Source organism: Haemophilus haemolyticus (assembly GCF_003490935.1).
GTDB lineage: Bacteria > Pseudomonadota > Gammaproteobacteria > Enterobacterales > Pasteurellaceae > Haemophilus > Haemophilus haemolyticus_M.
This window is the reverse complement of sequence record NZ_QQGD01000002.1, coordinates 277,083-298,844: the sequence shown is the minus strand read 5'-3', so window position 1 is coordinate 298,844 and position 21,762 is coordinate 277,083. Positions and strand designations below refer to the sequence as shown.

Below are 21,762 nucleotides of genomic sequence, written 5' to 3'. Positions count from 1 at the left end.
TTTTGGATAGTATAACGAAGGATAAAAATGGTGCAAATACCATCGCTTTTTAGGCGTATTTTCTTTATACTTTGCGCATTAAAACATTATTGATAAAGCTGGGAAAAATGGAAAAAATTATTATCGACCATGATCGTTTTCTTCGCACGATTTCGCGTATTTCTCACGAAATTATTGAAAAGCATCAATCTTTGGATGATCTTGTTATTGTTGGGATTAAACGCCGTGGTGCGGAAATTGCCGAATTATTACAACGTCGAGTTGAAGAGTTAAGTGGTATAAATTTACCTTCAATGGAACTGGATATCACCTTTTATCGCGATGATTTAACTTTAGTTGATCAGGAAGATAAAATGCCAGTTTATAGTGGTTCATCACAATATTTGAATATTCAAGATAAAACCGTCATTTTGGTTGATGATGTGCTGTTTACTGGTCGAACCATTCGAGCGGCAATGGATGCACTTACTGATTTTGGTCGTGCTGCAAAAATTGAATTAGTGATTTTTGTTGATCGTGGCCATCGTGAATTACCCATTCGCGCTGATTACGTAGGTAAAAATGTGCCAACAAGCCGTGATGAACTTGTACAAGTTCGTACTGAAAAACAAGATGGCTGTTACGAAGTTGCTATCTTAGGGAAATAAATTTTGCCTATTGTGAACCTTCAGTAGAATTGTTACTCTAACCAACGTTATTGACTCTTTTTGGATGAGATGAAAATGAAAAAATTTGTTTTAAGATCTTTTTTATTGGTTGCTTTGGGATGTGTCGCTTTTTCTTCTATGGCACAAGCTGAGGAACGTGTCGTAGCGACAGTGGATGGTATTCCTGTATTAGAAAGTCAAGTACGTGCCAATATGGGCAAAAAAGGCAATCGCCAAAGCGCACTTGATAAAATTATTGATGATATTTTAGTGCAGAAAGCAATTCAAGAATCAGGTGTAAAAATTGATCCGCGTGAAATTGATCATATTGTGGAAGACACTGCAGCTAGAAATGGCTTAACTTATGGTCAATTTTTAGATGCACTGGATTATCAAGGCATCTCATTAAATACATTCCGTCAGCAAATTGCCAATCAAATGGTGATGGGGGCTGTACGTAACAAAGCTATTCAAGAAAGTATTGATGTGACGCGTGAAGAAGTGGTTGCACTTGGTCAAAAAATGTTGGATGAGGCAAAATCACAAGGCACCGCACAAAAAGTTACAGGTAAAGAATACGAAGTGCGTCACATTTTGTTAAAACTTAATCCATTGTTAAATGATGCTCAAGCAAAAAAACAATTAGCTAAAATTCGTTCTGATATTATTGCAGGTAAAACAACTTTCGCTGATGCCGCATTAAAGTACTCTAAAGATTATTTATCAGGTGCAAATGGTGGGAGTTTAGGTTATGCGTTCCCAGAAACTTATGCACCACAGTTTGCGCAAACCGTTGTGAAAAGTAAACAAGGTGTGATTTCTGAACCATTTAAAACCGAGTTCGGTTGGCATATTTTGGAAGTAACTGGCACACGTGATGGCGATCTTACTACAGAAGCCTACACACAAAAAGCATATGAACGTTTAGTGAACACTCAATTACAAGATGCGACAAAGGATTGGGTAAAGGCATTGCGTAAAAGAGCGAATATTCAGTATTTTAATAAATAACAAAGTATCAAAAAGAAAGGGGCTTTAATTGCCCCTTTTGTTGTTTTTTATTTTCTCTTTCTTATAGCTTATGAAGAAATTTTTAATTGCGATTTTACTTTTAATTTTGATTTTAGCGGGCGTGGCAAGTTTTGCTTATTACAAAATTACTGAATTTGTCAAAACACCAGTAAATGTGCAGGCAGATCAGCTTTTAACTATTGAACGTGGCACAACAGGTTCAAAATTAGCCGCACTTTTTGAGCAAGAAAAGTTAATTGATGATGGGAAATTATTACCTTATTTACTGAAGTTGAAACCTGAGCTAAATAAAATAAAAGCAGGAACTTATTCTCTTGAGGGTGTGAAAACGTTGCAAGATTTATTGGATATCATTAATTCCGGCAAGGAAGCGCAATTTAGTGTGAAGTTTATTGAAGGTAAAACGTTCAAGGAATGGCGTAAAAACCTTGAAAACGCACCGCACTTAAAACAAACCTTGCAAGGTAAAAGTGATAAAGAAATTATGGCGTTATTGGATATTCCAGCCATTGCAAAAGCCGTTTACGAATGGAATAACATGGATGGGTGGTTGTATCCAGATACCTATAATTACACGCCAAACTCAACAGATCTTGAATTATTAAAACGTTCAACGACTCGTCTACAAAAAGCCTTAGATAAAGCGTGGAATGAACGTGATGAAAACCTCCCATTAGCGGATCCGTATCAGATGCTGATTTTGGCTTCTATTGTGGAGAAAGAAACGGGGATTGCGGCGGAGCGCCCACAAGTGGCTTCCGTATTTATTAATCGCTTAAGAGCCAATATGAAACTACAAACTGACCCAACCGTGATTTATGGAATGGGTGAGAGTTATACCGGTAATATTCGTAAGAAAGATTTGGAAACGATAACCCCTTACAATACCTATATGATTGAGGGGCTACCACCAACACCAATTGCGATGGTGAGTGAGAGTGCTTTACAAGCTGTTGCGCATCCAGCAAAAACAGACTTTTATTATTTTGTTGCCGATGGAAATGGCGGCCATAAATTTACCCGAAATTTGAATGAACATAATAAAGCGGTACAAGAATATTTACGTTGGTATCGCAGTCAGAAAAATGCCAAATAAAAGTGCGGAAGAAAATATGAAAGGAAAGTTTATTGTCATTGAAGGTTTGGAAGGTGCGGGGAAAAGTTCCGCTCATCAGTCTGTTGTGCGAGTCTTGCATGAACTCGGTATTAAAGATGTGGTGTTTACTCGCGAACCGGGCGGAACACCATTGGCAGAGAAATTACGTCATCTCATCAAACATGAAACCGAAGAACCTGTGACAGCGAAAGCAGAGTTATTAATGCTTTATGCAGCGCGTATTCAGTTGGTGGAAAATGTGATTAAACCTGCCTTAATGCAAGGGAAATGGGTAGTGGGCGATCGTCACGATATGTCATCTCAGGCATATCAAGGGGGGGGACGTCAATTAGCCCCGCATTTTATGCTCACCTTGAAAGAAACCGTATTAGGTGATTTTGAGCCAGATCTCATAATTTATTTGGATATAGATCCGATTGTCGGTTTAGCGCGAGCTCGTGGACGTGGCGAGTTAGACCGTATTGAGCAAATGGATTTAGATTTTTTCCATCGCACTCGAGCACGCTATTTAGAATTAGTAAAAGATAATCCAAAAGCAGTGATGATTAATGCTGAGCAGAGAATTGAACTTGTGCAAGCTGATATCGAAAGCGCGGTAAAAAATTGGTGGAAATCAAACGAAAAATGACCGCACTTTTAAAATAAAAAATCGGCAGAAATTTTCCTGCCGATTTTTTTTGTTACTACTAAACTTAAAACGTCCACTTTAAATTCAACGCATCTTGTTTAGCGTGATGATGCTTGCTTGTTTGGCGATTGAATGTTGCTTGTAAGGTTAAGCCCGTAGGGTAGGCGTAAGCCCACGAAAAAAAGAATATTATTAATAATACGCGTGGGCTTACGCCCACCCTACATTGGCTACATTAGCTGGAATTGAAAGAGCGGTTAAAAATTGGTGGAAATCAAACGAAAAATGACCACACTTTTAAAATAAAAAATCGGCAGAAATTTTCCTGCCGATTTTATTTTTTACTATTTAACTTAAAACATCCACTGTAAATTCAGCGCACCTTGTTTAGCGTGATGATGCTTGCTTGTTTGATGATTGAATGTAGCGTGTAAGGTTAAGCCCGTAGGGTGGGCGTAAGCCCACGAAAAAAAGAATATTATTAATAATACGCGTGGGCTTACGCCCATCCTACACTGGCAATTAAAAGAGCGGTAAAAAATTGGTGTAAATCAAACGAAAAATGACCGCACTTTTAAAATAAAAAATCGGCAGAAAATTTTCCTGCCGATTTTATTTTGTTACAACTTAACTTAAAACGTCCACTGTAAATTCAGCGCACCTTGTTTAGCGTGGTGATGTTTACCTGTTTGGCGATTGAATGTGGCTTGTAAAGTTAAGTGAGATTTGATTTTCACTGCTATACCTAATTGGCTTTCAATTGCCGCTTTATTATTTATCACTCGACGTTCACCGTCTATTTCCACGCCGAAAGGTTTTTGTTGGTAGATTGAATTGACAGCAACAAATGGTTGGAAAATGACTCCATTAGTGAAAGCAAATTGTGCTTTAGCTTGAACGCCCACTCGGCTTTGTAATTGGCGAGAGCCAAGTAAATTCACTTTACTATTACCACTATCGGTTAAGCCGCCATTTACATCCAAATAAGTCAGTTGTGCCTGTGGTTGTAGGTAAAAACGAATTTGAGTCCCATTCCCCGTTAAGTGTTCTGCCAATAAAGCATTGTAACCCGCTTCAATTGAGGCGGTGATACCTTTTGAAGTAAAGCGTTCTGTACCATCTTCACTATTGACGTTATGGCGGAAGCGTTGATATTGCATCCAGCTATCAACATACGCACCTGTTTGTTTGTCTTGAAGTTGATGCCAAGTGGCGTAAATGCCCACACCAAAGCCTTTCATATTTCCTGTTGTAAGATTGTCTGTATCTGGGTTACGGAAAGTGCTACGTTGTTCTGCTTGCCCACCCATTAAGCCAAAGGAAAGTTGGTAGTCTTGATTCTGTAAGGAGAAAACATCGCCACCAAGTTGTATACCTTTATGGTTTCCTTCTACTGGCGCTATTTTACCTTGTACATGTTGGCTTGAATGTCCGTTAAGCAAACGTACCCATAGTGCTTTACGTGGTAAAGTGTGGTCAAAAATATCGCTATATTTGTCATTCAAACGTAGGTTGAATAAGGTATTGGCTGCCTGAGCCTGTTGTGCATAAATCGCAATATCATCGCGTTCTTGCACTTTGGTAAAAAAGCCCTCTGGGCGTTGTTGTAAAGAGAGTGTATAAATTCCCTTTTGGTGTTTGCCAGAAAGACGGAATGCGCGTTTATCTGCTGTGCCATTTACTTTGATAATTTGATGCCCGTCTAGACTTTTTAAGTCTTCAATTGGCGTTTCAAAAATGATATTAGACGTTCCTGTCACATCTTTATCAAAGGTTAAAACAGGTTGAGTAGCTTCTTTTGGATTAAATTTAATGAAAAAGCGAGAGCCGTCACCTTGATAATTTTCATGCACGGTTAATCTTGTATTGGTGCTATTAAAGCGAATATTGGCATTTTGTGTCTCTAAGTTATATACATCGGAATCAAAACGCGGCTCCCAAAGAGAATCTTGTAAAACCATTTTTAATAACTGAAGGGTGGCGCCGCGCACTTCACTTTGGTTTTTCACTGTGAGAGTCAATCCTCTTGTTTCACCTGGAAACTTAAATCGATAGTTGTCAATAGCAAGTACATTAAAATCATATACCCTGTTATTGATTAACGCATTTAATGGTCGGCTTGTTTTTCCTGCTTCATCGTTATCATATAGATAAGACTGATACAAAACGGGTAAACACCAATCGCAAGGGGCATTTTCTCGGAAAGAATTCATAAAATGTTTCGCATATGGTGCATTAAAATCATACCACTCCCCTTCTTGTTCTGCTCCAGATCTATTCTCCTCTAAATCTGTAAAGTACCATTTTCTTTCGTAAGTATTAGAGCCGAATAGTTTACAACCATCTTTAGGATTATCATTACAGTCGTCAGAATTTGCATAATCAATAACTTGTTTGGGAATACGACGCCAAGCCACCGAATTTGGATTTAGCATATCTTCTAATGAATAAAATACAGTTTCGTGAAATCCTTCACCTCGATGCAGAATTCCCCGCTCATTCCAATATTTTTCAAAAAATTCAGGATATGCAAAACTAAAACGAGGGATAAACAAACTAAATGTAATCAAGAAAAAAATTAAACCTTTTCTTACTTTGAGTTTCATAATAAGCTTTCTTTTGTCAAGTAAAAATAAATGGGGCGCAGATTCTAGCATAAAACTGAACAAAAAATGCCATTTGGTTCAAATTTCTCTATTTATTTCTTATTTATTAAAAGTAAACGTTTGCTTTTTGCTATTTTGTCAAGCCAGTTTGAAAATGTGTATAATTGCTCTCGTTATTCTCAAAAATTTTTGGAAAAATGACCGCTCTTTACCCTTGGCTAATGCCAATTTATCATCAAATTGCTCAAACCTTTGACGAAGGTTTGGGCCATCATGCTGTGCTGATTAAAACTGATTCTGGTTTAGGTGTAGAACGTTTATTTGATGCACTTGCACAGAAAATAATGTGTGTGGCTCAAGGCGATAAGCCTTGTGGTCAATGCCATTCTTGTCATTTAATGCAAGCCCATAGCCATCCAGATTATCACGAACTAAGCCCGATTGACGGTAAGGATATTGGCGTCGATCAAGTTCGCGACATTAATGAAATCGTCGCGCAGCACGCACAACAAAACGGCAATAAAGTGGTGTATGTGCAAGGAGCGGAACGTTTAACGGAAGCGGCTGCCAATGCGTTATTGAAAACATTGGAAGAGCCTCGTCCAAATACTTATTTTTTACTTCAGACGGATAGTTCAGCAAGTTTGTTGGCAACTATTTACAGTCGATGCCAAGTGTGGAATCTTTCCGTGCCTAATGAACAAATGGCTCTTGATTGGTTGAAATCAGAAAGTGCGGCTGAAAATCAGGAAATTTTAACCGCACTTGCGATGAATCTTGGGCGTCCGCTTTTAGCATTAGAAACGTTACAAGAAGGGCTGATTGAACAGCGTAAAAACTTCTTACGTCAATTTTGGGTGTTCTATCGCCGACGTTCGCCATTGGAATTACTTCCGTTGTTTGATAAAGAACGCTATGTTCAGCAAGTAGATTGGATTTTGGCTTTTCTTTCTGATTGTTTAAAGCATAAACTTGAAATTGATAGTCATCGACAAGTTGCCGATCTTGGCCGTGGCATCGAACAATTCAGCGATGAGCAAACCGCTCTTGGTTTATTACAAGCAATCAAAATTATGCAAAAAGTGCGGTCAGATTTGCTTACAATTAATGGTGTGAATGTTGAATTGATGCTATTAGATAGCTTGACCAGATTAGTCACAGAAGTATTTGAAACGCAATAAATTAAAGATATATAGTCTATGGTGTTCAAGCCTTAGGCATAAGGAAAAATAATTATGTTCATTGTTGACTCCCACTGCCATTTAGATGCATTGGATTATGAAAATTTACATAAAAACATCGCAGATGTGGTGGAAAAAGCGCGCGCGCGTGATGTGAAACATTTGCTCGCAATTGGTGTAACGTTAAGCCGTTTTGAGCAGGCTTATGAATCTTTACGCGAATTTAATAATGTCTCGCTTGCTTGTGGTGTTCACCCACTGGATTTTGAAGAGGAACCTTATGACGCAGAACGCTTATTGCGTTTAGCGAAAGATCCAAAAGTGATTGCGATTGGCGAAATTGGATTAGATTATTATTACAGCGCGGACAATAAAGCGGAGCAACAAGCGGTGTTTGGTAGCCAAATCGATATTGCAAACCAGTTAGATAAGCCTGTAATTATTCATACACGTTCTGCAGGTGATGATACTATTTCAATGTTACGCCAACACCATGCTGAAAAGTGCGGTGGCGTTATTCATTGTTTTACGGAAACCATGGAATTTGCGAAAAAAGCGTTAGATTTAGGTTTTTACATTTCTTGTTCTGGCATTGTCACCTTTAAAAATGCCGAAGCGATTCGTGATGTTATTCGTTATGTGCCAATGGATCGCTTATTGGTGGAAACAGATTCGCCTTATCTTGCGCCAGTGCCTTATCGGGGAAAAGAAAATCAACCGGCTTATACGAGAGAAGTCTGTGAATACGTAGCAACCTTAAAGGGCTTTTCTACTGAGGAGTTTGCTCGAATCACTACGCAAAATTTCGAGCGTTTATTTAAAATTCGTGTAGAATAAATGCACAGTTCTGACAAGGGAAAAGTATGCGAAAGTTTTTTAAATATTTCTTATTTATTGTTGTTTTTTTATTCCACGGTTTTATGTTTTCTGTGGTGAATTATGTGTTCCCTCATTATGATGTGACACGTGTTACTGGCGTAGAAGTTAAACGTGTTGATAAAGACGGCCCAATCACAAAATCGAATCCAGCTGATGGCCCAACACGTGATGTGTATTACATCAATACGCAAAATGACGATGGCAAAATTATGGTGTATCGCAATGAAGATACACGTTGGGGTTTCCCGTTCTACTTCAAATTTGGATCAGCCAATTTACAGGCTGAAGCGCAGGCTTTGGGTAATGATAACAAACTTGTGCAAATTAAATACTATGGTTGGCGTATTACGATGATAGATGAATATCGCAATGCAACCTCAATTAAAGAAATTACGGCTGATGACATGCCAAGTCATCCAATCGTTTCTTGGATTTTCTATGCATTTCTGTTAGCTACTTTATTCTTGTCTATTCAATTTGTTCGCGGCTGGTTTGACAGCGAAGAGTAATATCCTGAACGGCCGCAAAGTGCGGTCGTTTTCTTTCATATTTTTGAGTAATGATTATGGAATTATTTCATACTATTTTGGCGATTATTGCCTTAATTCTAATTAGTGCGGTTGTTTCTTCTGCAGAAATTTCACTGGCGGGTTCGCGTAAATTGAAACTACAAACTCTAGCTAATGAAGGGGATGTGCGCGCGCTTCAAGTGCTTAAATTACAAGAGCATCCTGGTCGTTTTATTACCGTGGTTCAAATCGGTTTGAATATGGTGGCGATTCTTGGCGGGGGAATTGGTGAAAGTGCACTAAGCCCTTATATCGCGGAAATTTTAAGTCGTTCTTTTGTGGGCGAGTGGATTGAGCCAACTGCTTCTACCATTGCGTTTGTATTGGTTACTTGTTTCTTTATCTTATTTGCTGATCTTATTCCAAAACGTATTGCTATTACTTATCCTGAGATGGTGGCGTTGCGCGTTGTCGGGATTATGAATTTCAGTATGTTTGTGTTTAAGCCGCTTGTATGGTTTTTTGATACGCTTGCTAATGTATTTTTCCGCTTACTTCGTATTTCCACTGTGCGTGAAGATGGCATGACATCTGAAGATATTTTCGCCGTAGTTGAAGCAGGCGCAGAAGCAGGTGTATTAAAAACTCAAGAGCATTATCTCATCGAAAATATTTTCGATATGCAAGCACGCACAGTGACTTCCACCATGACAACCCGTGAAAATATCGTGTATTTAGACCGCACTTTTTCTCGCCAAGAAGTCATGGATACGCTTTCTCGTGATTCTCATTCTAAAATTGTGATTTGTGACAATAGCCTCGACAAAATCTTAGGTTATGTAGAATCCCATACGTTGCTAACCATGTATTTGCAGAATGAAAATGTGGTGCTGACTGATCCCAAACTACTCCGTAAAGCCTTATTTGTGCCTGATACGCTTTCTCTTTACGAAGTGTTGGAATTGTTTAAATCTACTGGTGAAGATTTTGCCATTATTGTGAATGAATATGCCCTTGTAGTGGGTATTGTTACGCTAAATGATGTAATGAGTATTGTCATGGGGGAATTGGTTTCTAACGAAGAAGAATATATTGTGAGCCGTGATGAAAACTCGTGGCTGATTGATGGCGCAACGCCATTAGAGGATGTGACACGAGTGTTAGATATTGAATCTTTCCCAGATGAAGAAAATTACGAAACTATCAGTGGCTTTATGATGTATATGTTACGTAAAATCCCGAAAAAAACCGATTCTGTGGTTTACGGAAAATACAAGTTTGAGGTGATTGATACGGAAAACTTTAAAATCGATCAGATTTTGGTGTCTTTAGTAAAAGAGGCGGAATAATTACCGCCCTTTCTTTAATCCCCTTCAGCCAGTATAATGGCGGCGTTTTATTAACTTTAATCAGGTATGACTATGTTTAAAAAAATCTCTGTTTTATTTTTTATGTTAATGTTGGCAGGTTGTTCTTCTTGGTCATCGGTTACCAACTATATTCCATTTATGGGAAACGATAAAAAAGTGATTGATCTAGATAAAGATAAAATCGATCAGAAATCCTATGCCGCAGCTTATGAAGCGACTGTGGCGACATATAAAGGTCGCGTGAATGAAAATTTCTTTGTAGATAATTTTGCAAGTGGTGCGAATGACTGGTATTTAGGCCGTATTTTAGTTCCTGTGAAACAAATTCAGGATAAACTTTATACAGGTGGCCATGATTCTGATGTATATGCTTATTATAGCGGCGTGTTACATGCGGAAGCATTGCAAGAGAACCTTAAACGTTTGAGTGGAAATTGTTGGGAAAAAGTGGATTCGCAAAGCATGACTCAAGGTATTTATGATGCGATGCGTGATTTGCAAAAAGGCAAAGAGCGCGGTGAAAATGATGAATATATTGCGCAAGGTAGTGAAGCACTGCTGAAAGCCTGCACATCTAAATAATTGTTTTTCAACAAGCTGCTGGTCGATTTATTTCACCAGCAGCTTTATTTTTAAATTATTAAGGAGCAAGAATGTTAGAACTTTCGGAAAGCAACATTCATTTAAATGCTAACGCAGCTGATAAACAACAAGCGATTGAAATGGCAGCGTCCGCATTAGTTCAAGCAGACAATGTGGAAAATGGTTACTTACAAGGAATGCTAGCGCGCGAACAGCAAACTTCAACCTTTTTAGGCAATGGCATCGCTATTCCTCATGGTACCTTGGATACTCGTTCGATGGTAAAGAAAACGGGTGTGCAAGTGTTTCAATTTCCTCAAGGTATAGAATGGGGCGAAGGAAATATTGCTTATGTCGTGATTGGTATTGCGGCGCGATCTGATGAGCATTTGTCTTTGTTGCGCCAGCTTACTCACGTTTTGAGTGATGAAGATACCGCAGAGAAATTAGCAAAAATAACGGATGTTACTGAATTTCGTGCGATTTTAATGGGCGAGACAATTGATCCATTTGAAATCCCTGCTGCCAATATCAGTTTAGATGTAGATACCCAAAGTTTATTAACTTTAGTTGCGATTAATGCGGGGCAATTGCAGGTGCAAAGTGCGGTGGAAAATCGCTTTATTTCTGAGGTGATTAATAATGCGGCATTACCGCTTGGCAAGGGGTTATGGGTAACGGATTCTGTCGTAGGAAATGTGAAAAATGCCTTGGCATTTAGTCGTGCCAAAACGATTTTTAGCCACAATGGCAAAGCCGTAAAAGGTGTGATAACTGTTGCAGCCGTTAGTGATCAAATTAATCCAACTTTAGCGCGTTTATTAGATGATGACGTTCAAACAACCTTACTCAATGGTAATTCAACAGAAATTTTGACCGCACTTTTGGGTTCAGAGAATGAGGTTGAAACTCAATCTGTAGAAGGTGCTGTTGTGGGAACCTTTACGATTCGTAATGAACATGGTTTACATGCGCGCCCAAGTGCAAATTTGGTTAATGAAGTGAAAAAATTCACTTCGAAAATTACCGTGCAAAATATTACTCGTGAAAGTGAAGTCGTCAGTGCAAAAAGTTTGATGAAGATTGTTGCGCTTGGTGTAACACAAGGACATCGTTTACGTTTTGTGGCAGAGGGGGAAGATGCAAAACAAGCTATTGAAGCATTGGGCAAAGTGATTGCCGATGGCTTGGGCGAGAATGTTTCTGCGGTGCCACCATCTGAACTAGATACTATTGAGATTATGGGGGAACAAATTCACGCACCAGAGGTAAGCGAAGATCATAACTTGCCAGCAAATGCTATTGAAGCCGTGTTTGTGATTAAAAACGAACACGGTTTGCACGCTCGCCCAAGTGCAGTATTGGTAAACGAAGTGAAAAAATATAATGCCTCTGTGGCGGTTCAGAATCTTGATCGTCATTCTCAATTAGTGAGTGCTAAAAGTTTGATGAAAATTGTGGCATTAGGTGTGGTGAAAGGGACTCGTTTACGTTTTGTTGCGACGGGCGATGAAGCGCAACAAGCTATTGACGGAATCGGTGCGGTGATTGAATCGGGTTTAGGGGAATAGTATGGCAAGCGTCGTAACAATTACCTTAAATGCCGCCTATGATTTAGTCGGACGTTTAAATCGTATCCAACTTGGTGAAGTAAATACCGTAGAAACCCTTGGTTTATTTCCTGCAGGGAAAGGTATTAATGTTGCAAAAGTCCTAAAAGATTTAGGTGTTGATGTTGCAGTAGGCGGTTTCTTGGGCAAGGATAATTCAGCTGATTTCGAGCAAATGTTTAATAAGCACGGTTTGGAAGATAAATTCCACCGTGTTGATGGCAAAACGCGTATCAATGTAAAAATCACCGAGACTGAAGCGGATGTGACAGATTTAAATTTCTTGGGATATCAAATAAGCCCACAAGTTTGGCAACAATTTGTGACTGATTCTTTGGCTTATTGTTTAGATTATGACATTGTCGCTGTTTGTGGCAGTTTACCTCGAGGTATATCTCCTGAATTATTTGCTGATTGGTTGAATCAGCTTCACCAAGCTGGCGTAAAAGTGGTGCTTGATAGTAGCAATGCTGCGCTCACCGCTGGATTAAAAGCGAAACCTTGGCTAGTAAAACCTAATCATCGAGAACTTGAGGCTTGGGTTGGTCATCCATTAAATCGTCTTGAAGAAATTATTGTCGCAGCACAGCAACTCAAAGCGAAAGGCATTGAAAACGTGATTATTTCAATGGGCGCAAAAGGTTCTTTATGGATTAATAATGAAGGCGTACTCAAAGCCGAACCACCAAAATGTGAAAATGTAGTGAGTACGGTTGGGGCGGGCGATTCCATGGTAGCAGGCTTAATCTATGGTTTTGAAAAAGGTTTATCGAAATCTGAAACCTTAGTTTTTGCTACGGCTGTGTCCGCTTTTGCGGTGTCTCAAAGTAATGTTGGTGTGAGTGATTTGAGTTTACTTGACCCCATTTTAGAAAAAGTACAAATAACGATGATTGAAGGATAGTATGAAGTTATTTTTAACCCAATCAGATAATGTAGGCGATGCGAAAGCCTATTTATTACATGAAGTTTTTCGAGCGGCTGCACAAAAAGCGAATGTCTCTATTGTAGAAACACCAGCCGAAACAGATCTTGTTCTCGTATTTGGTTCTGTCTTACCAAATAACTCTGCGTTAGTCGGTAAAAAAGTCTTTATTATCGGCGAAGCTATCGCCATGATCTCTCCTGAAGTCACGCTGGCAAATGCCTTAGCCAATGGGGCAGATTATGTTGCACCGAAAAGTGCGGTGAGTTTTACGGGTATTTCTAGTGTAAAAAATATTGTTGCGGTAACTGCTTGTCCGACAGGTGTTGCGCATACGTTTATGTCAGCCGAAGCGATTGAAACCTATGCGAAAAAACAAGGTTGGAATGTAAAAGTTGAAACCCGTGGTCAAGTTGGGGCTGGCAATGAAATTACGGCAGAAGAAGTTGCGGCGGCTGATTTGGTATTTGTTGCAGCAGATATTGATGTACCTTTAGATAAATTTAAAGGTAAGCCAATGTACCGCACTTCAACAGGATTAGCCTTGAAGAAAACCGAGCAAGAATTTGATAAAGCATTTAAAGAGGCCAAAATTTTTGATGGTGGAAATAATGCGGGAGCGAAAGAAGAAAGTCGTGAGAAAAAAGGTGTGTACAAACACTTAATGACGGGCGTTTCTCATATGTTACCGTTAGTGGTTGCGGGTGGGTTATTGATCGCGATTTCCTTTATGTTCAGTTTTAATGTAATTGAAAATACAGGAGTTTTACAGGATCTTCCAAATATGTTGATGAATATCGGTAGTGGCGTGGCGTTCAAGTTAATGATTGCCGTGTTTGCCGGTTACGTTGCATTTTCTATCGCGGATCGTCCAGGACTTGCAGTTGGTTTGATTGCGGGGATGCTGGCAAGTGAAGCGGGTGCAGGGATTCTTGGCGGTATTATTGCGGGTTTCTTAGCGGGCTATGTAGTGAAAGGGCTGAATGTGATTATTCGATTGCCAGCAAGCCTGACTTCATTAAAACCGATTTTAATTTTACCGCTCTTAGGTTCGATGATTGTTGGTTTAACGATGATTTACCTCATCAATCCACCAGTGGCTGAAATTATGAAAGAGCTAAGTAATTGGCTTACTTCAATGGGCGAAGTGAATGCGATTGTTTTAGGCGCAATTATTGGCACAATGATGTGTATCGATATGGGCGGGCCGGTAAATAAAGCAGCGTACACCTTTTCTGTCGGATTAATTGCTTCCCAAGTTTATACGCCAATGGCTGCTGCAATGGCCGCGGGTATGGTTCCTCCAATTGGTATGACAGTGGCGACTTGGATTGCTCGCAATAAATTCACCGTTAGCCAACGCGATGCGGGGAAAGCATCATTTGTTCTTGGTTTATGTTTTATTTCTGAAGGTGCATTACCATTTGTGGCAGCAGATCCAATTCGAGTCATTATTAGCTCTGTGATTGGTGGTGCAGTGGCTGGTGCGATTTCAATGGGATTAAATATTACATTACAAGCCCCACACGGCGGATTATTTGTCATTCCATTTGTATCTGAGCCATTGAAATATCTTGGAGCAATTGCGATTGGTGCTTTATCAACAGGTGTGGTTTACGCCATTATTAAATCGAAAAATAATGCGGAATAATACCGCACTTTGAATGTAAAAAAGCCGATTCAAATGAGTCGGCTTTTGTTTTGGACTAGATTTATTTTTCACGATCGTCGATCGTTTGTAGCAAATAATTTCCTTCGGCGTCAGCAAGACTACGGAAACCTACATTCGTGATTTTGTAGGGATACTTTGTTCGATAAGTAAAGTTTTCGTGATGATGACCGTGGAATACTTGCTTAACCCCCATCTTCATTGCCAAATCATTGATTACTTGGAAACCCATCGGATGTGGTTTAGGGGCTTCGTGACAAATCAACACATCCGCTTGTTGGTTTTCTAAGATTTCAATATCTGATGGGAAAATTGACGTGCGATGACGCAAAGGCACACCGCCTCGCCAGATTTTTTCTTGTGGGCTATATTGGCAATAATGAATAGGATCAAAAAACATGGGGCGATTTGGTGGCATCCAGATTTGCCCGCGGAATACACCGCCTAACCCAGCAATGCGGGTTCCTTGAATATCAACTACGCGATTATGTAAATTGCGTGATTGCCATTCAGAGCCCCAAATCGCATCAAAAGCACTAATTGTTTTGCTATCATGATTTCCATGAATAAACCAAATATCACAATGTTGCGCGAGTTTATCCAGCTCATCTGTTGTCGTGAGCTGTAAATCGCCTAAAATTATGAGGGCTACATTTTCCTGTTCTCTCACAAAAGGGTAAATATGATCGTAGCTTCCGTGTGGATCACCGGCAAATAAGATCATTGATGTTTTCCTTTTATAATAAATGGACTATTTTGTAATTCACTGATTTCTTCTTCATTTAACACTTTCTCAATGACTGCTTTAACTTGGTTATAACGATCAAGATAACTTGGCGATTCAATCTCTATGTAAGGGACTTTATATTTATCTAACAGTTTTTTGAGTAGTTGTTGAAATTGTTGGCGTTGCTTTTGTGAACCTAAACTGCGCAAGCCATCATCCACCCATTCAGTATTATTTTTCAGCAAAATAGTGACATCGAATGGATATTCTTTAATCATTGAGTCTAAAAATGGATGGGCTTTTCCTTCATATTGAATGCAAAATGCTTGGGTGGTGATGAAATCCGTATCTATAAACGCAATTTTATGTGCATGGCGCACGGCATAATCAATGTATCGTTGATGACCAAGAGCCATTTGCGGATAGTCAGAATATTGCATGGCTTGCTCATTACCACCGAGCTTTTCAAATACAAATTCACGTCCGTATTCCCATGCAGAAGTGGTATTAAATACGGCAGCTAACTTATTCACAAGCACGCTTTTACCACTGCTTTCTCCACCTAAAATCGCCACAGTTTTGGCAAAGAAAGGACGAACTTCTTTCGGAATAAATTTCCAATATTGAAATGGTGTGGTGCGAATTTTGGTTGCGGACACATTAAAGAAAGAGCGGTCAGGATCGACTAACGATACTTCTAAACCTAAGTATTTCTCGTAAGGTGCTTTATCTTGAGGTTCGCTACTAAATACGATTGAAGGTTTAAAATGTTTTTCATTAAATAGAGTTTTAACCGCTTCACTCCAAGATTGCCAGCCATTTGGATAACTTGGAATACCGTCTTCAACCAAATGATGAATAAAAATCTGATTTTTTTGATATTTGAAAATTTGCTGCATCCAACGTAAACGATCTTGCACGGTTGGCATACGTTTCATTTTACTATCGTAAAATAATTTCAAATCGCGTTCTGTATCACTACACACGATAACGTGTAGTTCATCGACTTTACTGAACGCTTCATAAATCATATTTATATGGCCTGTGTGTACGGGATAAAATTTCCCAAAAATAACACCGACTTTTTTCTCTTTTGCTTTTGACATAATCCGCTCTTGATAGCGTAAGAATTGAGTGCGTTTATTGTAGGCTAAATGAAAATATTTTTCACGTTCTGATTTAGTGCCTAGGTATTTTGCGCTATACTTAGTGCGCATTCTCAGGGCAGGGTGAAATTCCCTACCGGTGGTAAAGCCCACGAGCGTTTAAAAGTGCGGTCAATGTCAGACAAGTTTTTCCTGCGAAATTGCCCTAACGTTCACTTTTAAAGTCAGCAGATTTGGTGAAATTCCAAAGCCGACAGTAAAGTCTGGATGAAAGAGAATAAAACGAATTGGGTTCCCAAATCGTTCATTTTATTTGCATTTCTCAGCCCTGATTCTGGTATTTAATTGAAATCTCAAATTAGGAAATTACTATGAATCAGTCAATTTTATCTCCATTCGGCAATACCGCTGAAGAACGCGTACTTAATGCAATTAATGCTTTCAAAAATAGAAATGGCGTATTAGTTTTAGATGATGAAGATCGTGAAAATGAGGGCGATTTAATTTTCCCAGCAGAAACAATTACGCCAGAACAAATGGCAAAATTAATTCGTTATGGAAGTGGTATAGTTTGTTTGTGCATTACCGATGAACGTTGCCAACAACTCGATTTACCGCCAATGGTAGAACACAATAATAGCGTAAACAAAACCGCTTTTACTGTGACGATTGAAGCCGCGAAAGGTGTTTCTACAGGCGTATCTGCCGCAGATCGAGTCACAACCATTAAAACTGCGATTGCGGATAATGCAGTTCCAGCAGATTTACATCGTCCAGGCCATGTCTTCCCACTTCGTGCAGCAAATGGTGGCGTACTTACCCGCCGCGGACACACTGAAGCTTCCGTTGATTTAGCACGTCTAGCTGGATTTAAACATGCAGGTGTGATTTGTGAAATCACGAATGACGACGGCACAATGGCTCGCGCCCCTGAGATTGTAGAATTTGCAAAGAAATTTGGTTATTCTGTGCTTACCATCGAAGATTTGGTTGAGTATCGTTTAGCACATAATATTTAAAATGAAGAAGTACGGTGAAAATTTCTATGATTTTTCACCGCACTTTTTATCTTATATCATTCCACATTTTATTTATTTGGGTAACTTTTATGCACAGCACAGCACAGCACAGCACAGCACAGCACAGCACAGCACAGCACAGCACAGCACAGCACAATTATGTCATTAGTTTAACGACCGAGCAAAAACGCCGAAAACATATTACAGAAGAATTTGGTAAGCAGAATATTCCTTTCGTATTTTTTGATGCTATCACGCCCGAAATTATTGAAGAAACTGCTAAAAAATTCAATATTACATTAGATCGTTCTCCTAAAGCCAAGTTATCGGATGGAGAAATTGGTTGCGCATTAAGCCATATTGTTTTATGGGATTTAGCATTAGAAAATAATTTAAACTATATCAATATCTTTGAAGATGATATTCATCTCGGAGAAAATGCTAAAGAATTATTAGAAATTGATTATATTTCTGATGATATTCATGTCTTAAAATTAGAAGCAAATGGCAAAATGTTCTTTAAACAGCCACAATCTGTAAAATGCGATAGAAATATTTATCCTATGACAGTGAAACAATCAGGATGTGCGGGATATACTGTTACAGCGAAAGGGGCTAAATATTTGCTTGAATTAGTAAAAAATAAACCACTTGATGTGGCGGTTGATTCACTTGTTTTTGAGGATTTTTTACATTTCAAGAATTATAAAATAGTACAACTTTCACCTGGTATTTGCGTTCAAGATTTTGTATTACATCCAGATCATCCTTTTGAAAGCAGTTTAAAAGAGGGGAGAGATAGAGTGCACGGAAATCAACGTAAGTTTTCTATTTTAGAAAAAATAAAAAATGAATTTGGACGAGTAAAAATAAAAATGTTCGGAAAACAAGTGCCATTTAAATAACAAAATAGCGGTTAAAAATCTCATTGAGTTTTTAACCGCTATTTTCGTTTATTTTACTTCTGGCAAATTTACTGCACCTTCATAGCCTAATTGTCGCCAAGCTTCATAAACCGTTACTGCAACAGAATTAGACAAGTTCATACTGCGGCTATTGGCTGTCATTGGAATGCGGATTTTTTGTTCCATCGGCATCTCATTTAAAATTGACATTGGAATTCCGCGAGTTTCTGGGCCAAACATTAAATAATCCCCAAGTTCAAACTTCACCTGGCTATGAGCTGGACTGCCTTTTGTTGTGAGTGCAAAGAGACGTTTGGGTTTCTCGCTTTCTAAAAAGGCTTCAAAAGTCTTGTGGTGTTTGATTTCCGCAAATTCGTGATAATCCAAACCTGAGCGGCGTAAGCGTTTATCATCCCAGGTAAAACCTAGGGGTTCAATTAAGTGCAAGCGAAATCCTGTATTGGCGCAAAGGCGAATAATGTTACCGGTATTTTGTGGGATCTCTGGCTCATATAAAACAATATCTAACATAATTTTCTCTCTAATTCTGATATAAACGATAACTCACCATTCCCGTTGTTTTTTCTTTCAATAACGTCCAGTTTTCAGGAGTGATGAGCGGTTTATTTTTCTCTGTTTCTACGTAAATTAACGCATTGGGTTTTAGCCAATTATTTTCACAAAGCAAGTTAATTGCTTGTTCTGCCAAATTAAAATGAAAGGGTGGATCTAAAAACACCACATCAAAGTGCGGTTGATTTTGTGGCTGTTTTAGAAAATCCAAACTACTTTGATTAATCACTTCGGCCTGTTCTGATGAGCATTTGAGCATTTGTAAATTCTTTTTTAATTGATTGGCGACAGTTTTATCTAGTTCTAAAAAAGTCACTTTTTTCGCTTGGCGAGAAAGTGCTTCAAAACCTAATGAGCCGCTCCCCGCAAAGCTATCTAAACATTCAGACTGATGAATATAAGGCATTAACCAATTAAAAAGCGTTTCTTTCACTCTATCGCCAGTTGGGCGTAAGCCCTCTGAATTTAATACTGGAAGTTTTCGCCCTCGCCATAGACCTGCAATAATGCGAACCTCGCCTTTTGCATTTGGCGTTTGTATTTTTTTCATAAAGATTCGATTTTTATTGAAAATTGTGCTTAGTTTAGACGATTTTTTGCTAGAATAAACGACATTTTTATCGGATTACAGTTAAGAGAGCATTTTATGGCTGAAGAAAATAAAAAAGGCGGATTTTGGGCATCGTTATTTGGACGTAATAAAAAGCAAGATGAACCTAAAATTGAGCCGAAAATTGAAGAAGAAAAGATTAAGAATGTCGAGCCATCTATTGAAAAACTTGAAACTCATGATTTAGTTGAAGAAAAGCCTGAATTAGAGATAGTAGAAAGAGCGGTGGATTCTAAGCCGTTTTTAGATGAAAGTATTGAGACGAATGAAATAGTTGAAGAAGAAAAAATACAGGAAATTTCAACCGCACTTGCTCCAGTCGAAGAAATCATCGAAGCGAAAAATTTAGAAGATGAGCTTCCGATTACAGAAACCGTGGTTGAATCTGAAATTGTTGAAGATATTAAAGATGAGCTTCAGCCTGTTGTTGAAATTGAAACTCGCGAAAAGCCAAGTGAAGGGGGCTTTTTTAGTCGTTTAGTTAAGGGATTACTGAAAACTAAACAAAATATTGGCGCGGGTTTTCGTAGTTTTTTCTTAGGAAAAAAAATTGATGATGAGTTGTTTGAAGAATTAGAAGAACAATTGTTGATTGCGGATATTGGCGTGCCGACAACAAGTAAAATCATCAAAAATTTGACTGAACATACAAGCCGCAAAGAATTAAAAGATGCCGAGCTTTTATATCAACAATTAAAAGTAGAAATGGCTGATATTCTTGAGCCGGTAGCGCAGCCTCTTGTGATTGATACTACGAAGAAACCTTATGTGATTTTAATGGTGGGCGTAAATGGCGTGGGTAAAACGACGACAATTGGTAAGCTTGCACGTAAATTTCAGGCTGAAGGAAAATCAGTGATGCTTGCGGCGGGCGATACTTTCCGTGCAGCGGCCGTTGAGCAGCTTCAAGTTTGGGGAGAGCGCAATCATATTCCAGTTGTTGCGCAAAGCACCGGTTCTGATTCTGCATCAGTGATTTTTGATGCGATGCAATCAGCGGCTGCACGTAATATTGATATTCTTGTTGCGGATACAGCGGGGCGTCTGCAAAATAAAAATAACTTAATGGACGAACTGAAAAAAATCGTTCGTGTTATGAAAAAATATGATGAAACTGCTCCACATGAAATCATGCTTACGCTGGATGCTGGGACGGGACAAAATGCTATTAGCCAAGCGAAGTTATTTAATGAGGCTGTTGGTTTAACGGGGATATCTCTAACAAAATTAGATGGTACGGCAAAAGGCGGCGTGATTTTTGCCATAGCCGATCAGTTTAAGTTGCCTATTCGCTATATCGGTGTAGGCGAGAAAATTGAAGATTTACGTGAGTTTAATGCCAAAGAATTTATTGAGGCATTATTCGTTCATGAAGAAGAATAAAAAGAATAAGGAAAAATTGTGATTAAGTTCTCAAATGTTTCTAAAGCCTATCATGGCGCAACGCAGCCAGCGTTACAAGGCTTGAATTTTCATCTTCCAGTGGGAAGTATGACTTACTTAGTTGGGCATTCAGGCGCAGGGAAAAGTACATTACTCAAGCTTATTATGGGAATGGAAAAAGCCAACGCGGGTCAAATTTGGTTTAACGGACACGATATTACTCGCTTGTCAAAATATGAAATTCCATTTTTGCGTCGCCAAATTGGTATGGTTCACCAAGATTACCGTTTATTAACAGATCGTACAGTGGTGGAAAATGTGGCATTGCCATTGATTATTGCAGGTATGCATCCAAAAGATGCGCATACACGTGCGATGGCATCTTTAGATCGTGTAGGATTGCGTAATAAAGCGCACTATTTGCCACCACAAATTTCTGGAGGGGAGCAGCAACGCGTTGATATTGCACGTGCGATTGTGCATAAACCTCAACTTTTACTAGCAGATGAGCCAACGGGTAACCTAGATGATGAACTTTCTTTAGGCATTTTTAATTTGTTTGAAGAATTTAATCGTCTCGGAATGACTGTGTTAATTGCTACTCACGACATTAATTTAATTCAACAAAAACCAAAACCTTGTCTTGTACTTGAACAAGGTTATTTACGTTATTAAGGAATAATC

19 protein-coding genes, 2 pseudogenes and 1 riboswitch are annotated in these 21,762 nt (G+C 38.9%); of the genes and pseudogenes, 16 read left to right on the top strand and 5 right to left on the bottom strand.

Annotation, left to right across the window (positions count from 1 at the left end; all coding sequences use genetic code 11):
- Nucleotides 1-107 precede the first annotated feature (107 nt).
- The 4 genes from pyrR (at nt 108) to tmk (ending at nt 3,424) form a co-directional block, all read left to right on the top strand.
- Nucleotides 108-647, top strand: coding sequence for a bifunctional pyr operon transcriptional regulator/uracil phosphoribosyltransferase PyrR (pyrR, locus tag DV417_RS03870; protein WP_046950471.1), 540 nt, complete (start codon nt 108-110; stop codon nt 645-647).
- Between the two features lie 75 nt (nt 648-722).
- On the top strand, nt 723-1,658 hold the full coding sequence (locus DV417_RS03865; RefSeq protein WP_162790757.1) for a peptidylprolyl isomerase: 936 nt from the start codon (nt 723-725) through the stop codon (nt 1,656-1,658).
- Between the two features lie 70 nt (nt 1,659-1,728).
- Nucleotides 1,729-2,775, top strand: coding sequence for an endolytic transglycosylase MltG (gene mltG, locus DV417_RS03860; protein ID WP_114908339.1), 1,047 nt, complete (start codon nt 1,729-1,731; stop codon nt 2,773-2,775).
- 16 nt (nt 2,776-2,791) lie between these two features.
- A complete protein-coding gene (tmk, locus tag DV417_RS03855) occupies nt 2,792-3,424 on the top strand; it encodes a dTMP kinase (RefSeq protein ID WP_162790756.1) in 633 nt (210 codons plus the stop codon).
- 632 nt (nt 3,425-4,056) lie between these two features.
- Here tmk and DV417_RS03850 read toward each other — a convergent pair.
- The gene (locus tag DV417_RS03850; protein ID WP_118878628.1) at nt 4,057-6,030 is read right to left on the bottom strand and encodes an autotransporter outer membrane beta-barrel domain-containing protein; all 1,974 of its coding nucleotides are present in this window, start codon (nt 6,028-6,030) and stop codon (nt 4,057-4,059) included.
- A 197-nt stretch (nt 6,031-6,227) separates the two neighbouring features.
- On the opposite strand from DV417_RS03850, the gene DV417_RS03845 reads away from it, so the two are divergent.
- From DV417_RS03845 to DV417_RS03810, 8 genes are all read left to right on the top strand, one after another.
- The gene (locus tag DV417_RS03845) at nt 6,228-7,211 is read left to right on the top strand and encodes a DNA polymerase III subunit delta' (RefSeq protein WP_118878626.1); all 984 of its coding nucleotides are present in this window, start codon (nt 6,228-6,230) and stop codon (nt 7,209-7,211) included.
- A 54-nt stretch (nt 7,212-7,265) separates the two neighbouring features.
- The gene (locus DV417_RS03840; RefSeq protein WP_118878624.1) at nt 7,266-8,048 is read left to right on the top strand and encodes a YchF/TatD family DNA exonuclease; all 783 of its coding nucleotides are present in this window, start codon (nt 7,266-7,268) and stop codon (nt 8,046-8,048) included.
- Nucleotides 8,049-8,074: 26 nt separating this feature from the next.
- Nucleotides 8,075-8,599: a DUF1523 family protein gene (locus DV417_RS03835; RefSeq protein ID WP_118815970.1), complete on the top strand. Its 525-nt coding sequence runs from the start codon at nt 8,075-8,077 to the stop codon at nt 8,597-8,599.
- A gap of 50 nt (nt 8,600-8,649) precedes the next feature.
- Entirely contained in the window at nt 8,650-9,948 is a 1,299-nt protein-coding gene (gene paeA / locus DV417_RS03830) for a polyamine export protein PaeA (protein ID WP_118878622.1), read from the top strand.
- Between the two features lie 72 nt (nt 9,949-10,020).
- Nucleotides 10,021-10,551 (top strand): hypothetical protein, encoded by a 531-nt coding sequence (locus tag DV417_RS03825; RefSeq protein ID WP_192878542.1) that lies wholly within the window; start codon nt 10,021-10,023, stop codon nt 10,549-10,551.
- Nucleotides 10,552-10,622: 71 nt separating this feature from the next.
- The gene (gene fruB, locus DV417_RS03820) at nt 10,623-12,122 is read left to right on the top strand and encodes a fused PTS fructose transporter subunit IIA/HPr protein (protein ID WP_118878617.1); all 1,500 of its coding nucleotides are present in this window, start codon (nt 10,623-10,625) and stop codon (nt 12,120-12,122) included.
- A gap of 1 nt (nt 12,123) precedes the next feature.
- Entirely contained in the window at nt 12,124-13,065 is a 942-nt protein-coding gene (fruK, locus tag DV417_RS03815; protein WP_118878615.1) for a 1-phosphofructokinase, read from the top strand.
- Between the two features lies 1 nt (nt 13,066).
- On the top strand, nt 13,067-14,737 hold the full coding sequence (locus DV417_RS03810; protein ID WP_118878613.1) for a fructose-specific PTS transporter subunit EIIC: 1,671 nt from the start codon (nt 13,067-13,069) through the stop codon (nt 14,735-14,737).
- Nucleotides 14,738-14,798: 61 nt separating this feature from the next.
- Here the strand turns inward: DV417_RS03810 and DV417_RS03805 are convergent, their stop codons facing one another.
- Nucleotides 14,799-15,479, bottom strand: a complete 681-nt coding sequence (locus tag DV417_RS03805; RefSeq protein ID WP_046950480.1) for a metallophosphoesterase family protein — start codon at nt 15,477-15,479, stop codon at nt 14,799-14,801.
- A pseudogene (gene nadR, locus DV417_RS03800) lies at nt 15,476-16,717 on the bottom strand (multifunctional transcriptional regulator/nicotinamide-nucleotide adenylyltransferase/ribosylnicotinamide kinase NadR); the annotation flags it as partial. The gene DV417_RS03805 and the pseudogene nadR, both read right to left, overlap by 4 nt.
- A riboswitch (FMN riboswitch) is annotated at nt 16,694-16,871 on the top strand. (Overlaps the previous pseudogene by 24 nt.)
- A gap of 88 nt (nt 16,872-16,959) precedes the next feature.
- Between nadR and ribB the strand changes: the two are divergent.
- Both ribB and DV417_RS03790 read left to right on the top strand, forming a co-directional pair.
- Nucleotides 16,960-17,607 carry a 3,4-dihydroxy-2-butanone-4-phosphate synthase gene (gene ribB / locus DV417_RS03795; protein ID WP_118878609.1) on the top strand — a complete coding sequence of 216 codons (648 nt, stop codon included), beginning with the start codon at nt 16,960-16,962 and terminating at the stop codon, nt 17,605-17,607.
- Nucleotides 17,608-17,621: 14 nt separating this feature from the next.
- Nucleotides 17,622-18,512, top strand: a pseudogene (locus DV417_RS03790) (glycosyltransferase family 25 protein).
- Nucleotides 18,513-18,560: 48 nt separating this feature from the next.
- On the opposite strand, the gene trmL reads toward DV417_RS03790, so the two are convergent.
- Both trmL and rsmD read right to left on the bottom strand, forming a co-directional pair.
- Nucleotides 18,561-19,043, bottom strand: coding sequence for a tRNA (uridine(34)/cytosine(34)/5-carboxymethylaminomethyluridine(34)-2'-O)-methyltransferase TrmL (gene trmL, locus DV417_RS03785; RefSeq protein ID WP_118878604.1), 483 nt, complete (start codon nt 19,041-19,043; stop codon nt 18,561-18,563).
- Nucleotides 19,044-19,053: 10 nt separating this feature from the next.
- Nucleotides 19,054-19,635 carry a 16S rRNA (guanine(966)-N(2))-methyltransferase RsmD gene (gene rsmD, locus DV417_RS03780; protein ID WP_118878601.1) on the bottom strand — a complete coding sequence of 194 codons (582 nt, stop codon included), beginning with the start codon at nt 19,633-19,635 and terminating at the stop codon, nt 19,054-19,056.
- Nucleotides 19,636-19,731: 96 nt separating this feature from the next.
- On the opposite strand from rsmD, the gene ftsY reads away from it, so the two are divergent.
- A complete protein-coding gene (gene ftsY / locus DV417_RS03775) occupies nt 19,732-21,078 on the top strand; it encodes a signal recognition particle-docking protein FtsY (protein ID WP_192878540.1) in 1,347 nt (448 codons plus the stop codon).
- Between the two features lie 18 nt (nt 21,079-21,096).
- Nucleotides 21,097-21,753 (top strand): cell division ATP-binding protein FtsE, encoded by a 657-nt coding sequence (gene ftsE, locus DV417_RS03770; protein WP_005635730.1) that lies wholly within the window; start codon nt 21,097-21,099, stop codon nt 21,751-21,753.
- The last annotated feature ends 9 nt before the right edge of the window (nt 21,754-21,762 follow it).

Excerpts from the sequence above, each read along its gene's own strand:
- pyrR (WP_046950471.1), top strand. The coding sequence starts at position 108 with ATGGAAAAAATTATTATCGACCATGATCGTTTTCTTCGCACGATTTCG.
- DV417_RS03865 (WP_162790757.1), top strand. The coding sequence starts at position 723 with ATGAAAAAATTTGTTTTAAGATCTTTTTTATTGGTTGCTTTGGGATGT.
- mltG (WP_114908339.1), top strand. The coding sequence starts at position 1,729 with ATGAAGAAATTTTTAATTGCGATTTTACTTTTAATTTTGATTTTAGCG.
- tmk (WP_162790756.1), top strand. The coding sequence starts at position 2,792 with ATGAAAGGAAAGTTTATTGTCATTGAAGGTTTGGAAGGTGCGGGGAAA.
- DV417_RS03850 (WP_118878628.1), bottom strand. The coding sequence starts at position 6,030 with ATGAAACTCAAAGTAAGAAAAGGTTTAATTTTTTTCTTGATTACATTT.
- DV417_RS03845 (WP_118878626.1), top strand. The coding sequence starts at position 6,228 with ATGACCGCTCTTTACCCTTGGCTAATGCCAATTTATCATCAAATTGCT.
- DV417_RS03840 (WP_118878624.1), top strand. The coding sequence starts at position 7,266 with ATGTTCATTGTTGACTCCCACTGCCATTTAGATGCATTGGATTATGAA.
- DV417_RS03835 (WP_118815970.1), top strand. The coding sequence starts at position 8,075 with ATGCGAAAGTTTTTTAAATATTTCTTATTTATTGTTGTTTTTTTATTC.
- paeA (WP_118878622.1), top strand. The coding sequence starts at position 8,650 with ATGATTATGGAATTATTTCATACTATTTTGGCGATTATTGCCTTAATT.
- DV417_RS03825 (WP_192878542.1), top strand. The coding sequence starts at position 10,021 with ATGTTTAAAAAAATCTCTGTTTTATTTTTTATGTTAATGTTGGCAGGT.
- fruB (WP_118878617.1), top strand. The coding sequence starts at position 10,623 with ATGTTAGAACTTTCGGAAAGCAACATTCATTTAAATGCTAACGCAGCT.
- fruK (WP_118878615.1), top strand. The coding sequence starts at position 12,124 with ATGGCAAGCGTCGTAACAATTACCTTAAATGCCGCCTATGATTTAGTC.
- DV417_RS03810 (WP_118878613.1), top strand. The coding sequence starts at position 13,067 with ATGAAGTTATTTTTAACCCAATCAGATAATGTAGGCGATGCGAAAGCC.
- DV417_RS03805 (WP_046950480.1), bottom strand. The coding sequence starts at position 15,479 with ATGATCTTATTTGCCGGTGATCCACACGGAAGCTACGATCATATTTAC.
- ribB (WP_118878609.1), top strand. The coding sequence starts at position 16,960 with ATGAATCAGTCAATTTTATCTCCATTCGGCAATACCGCTGAAGAACGC.
- trmL (WP_118878604.1), bottom strand. The coding sequence starts at position 19,043 with ATGTTAGATATTGTTTTATATGAGCCAGAGATCCCACAAAATACCGGT.
- rsmD (WP_118878601.1), bottom strand. The coding sequence starts at position 19,635 with ATGAAAAAAATACAAACGCCAAATGCAAAAGGCGAGGTTCGCATTATT.
- ftsY (WP_192878540.1), top strand. The coding sequence starts at position 19,732 with ATGGCTGAAGAAAATAAAAAAGGCGGATTTTGGGCATCGTTATTTGGA.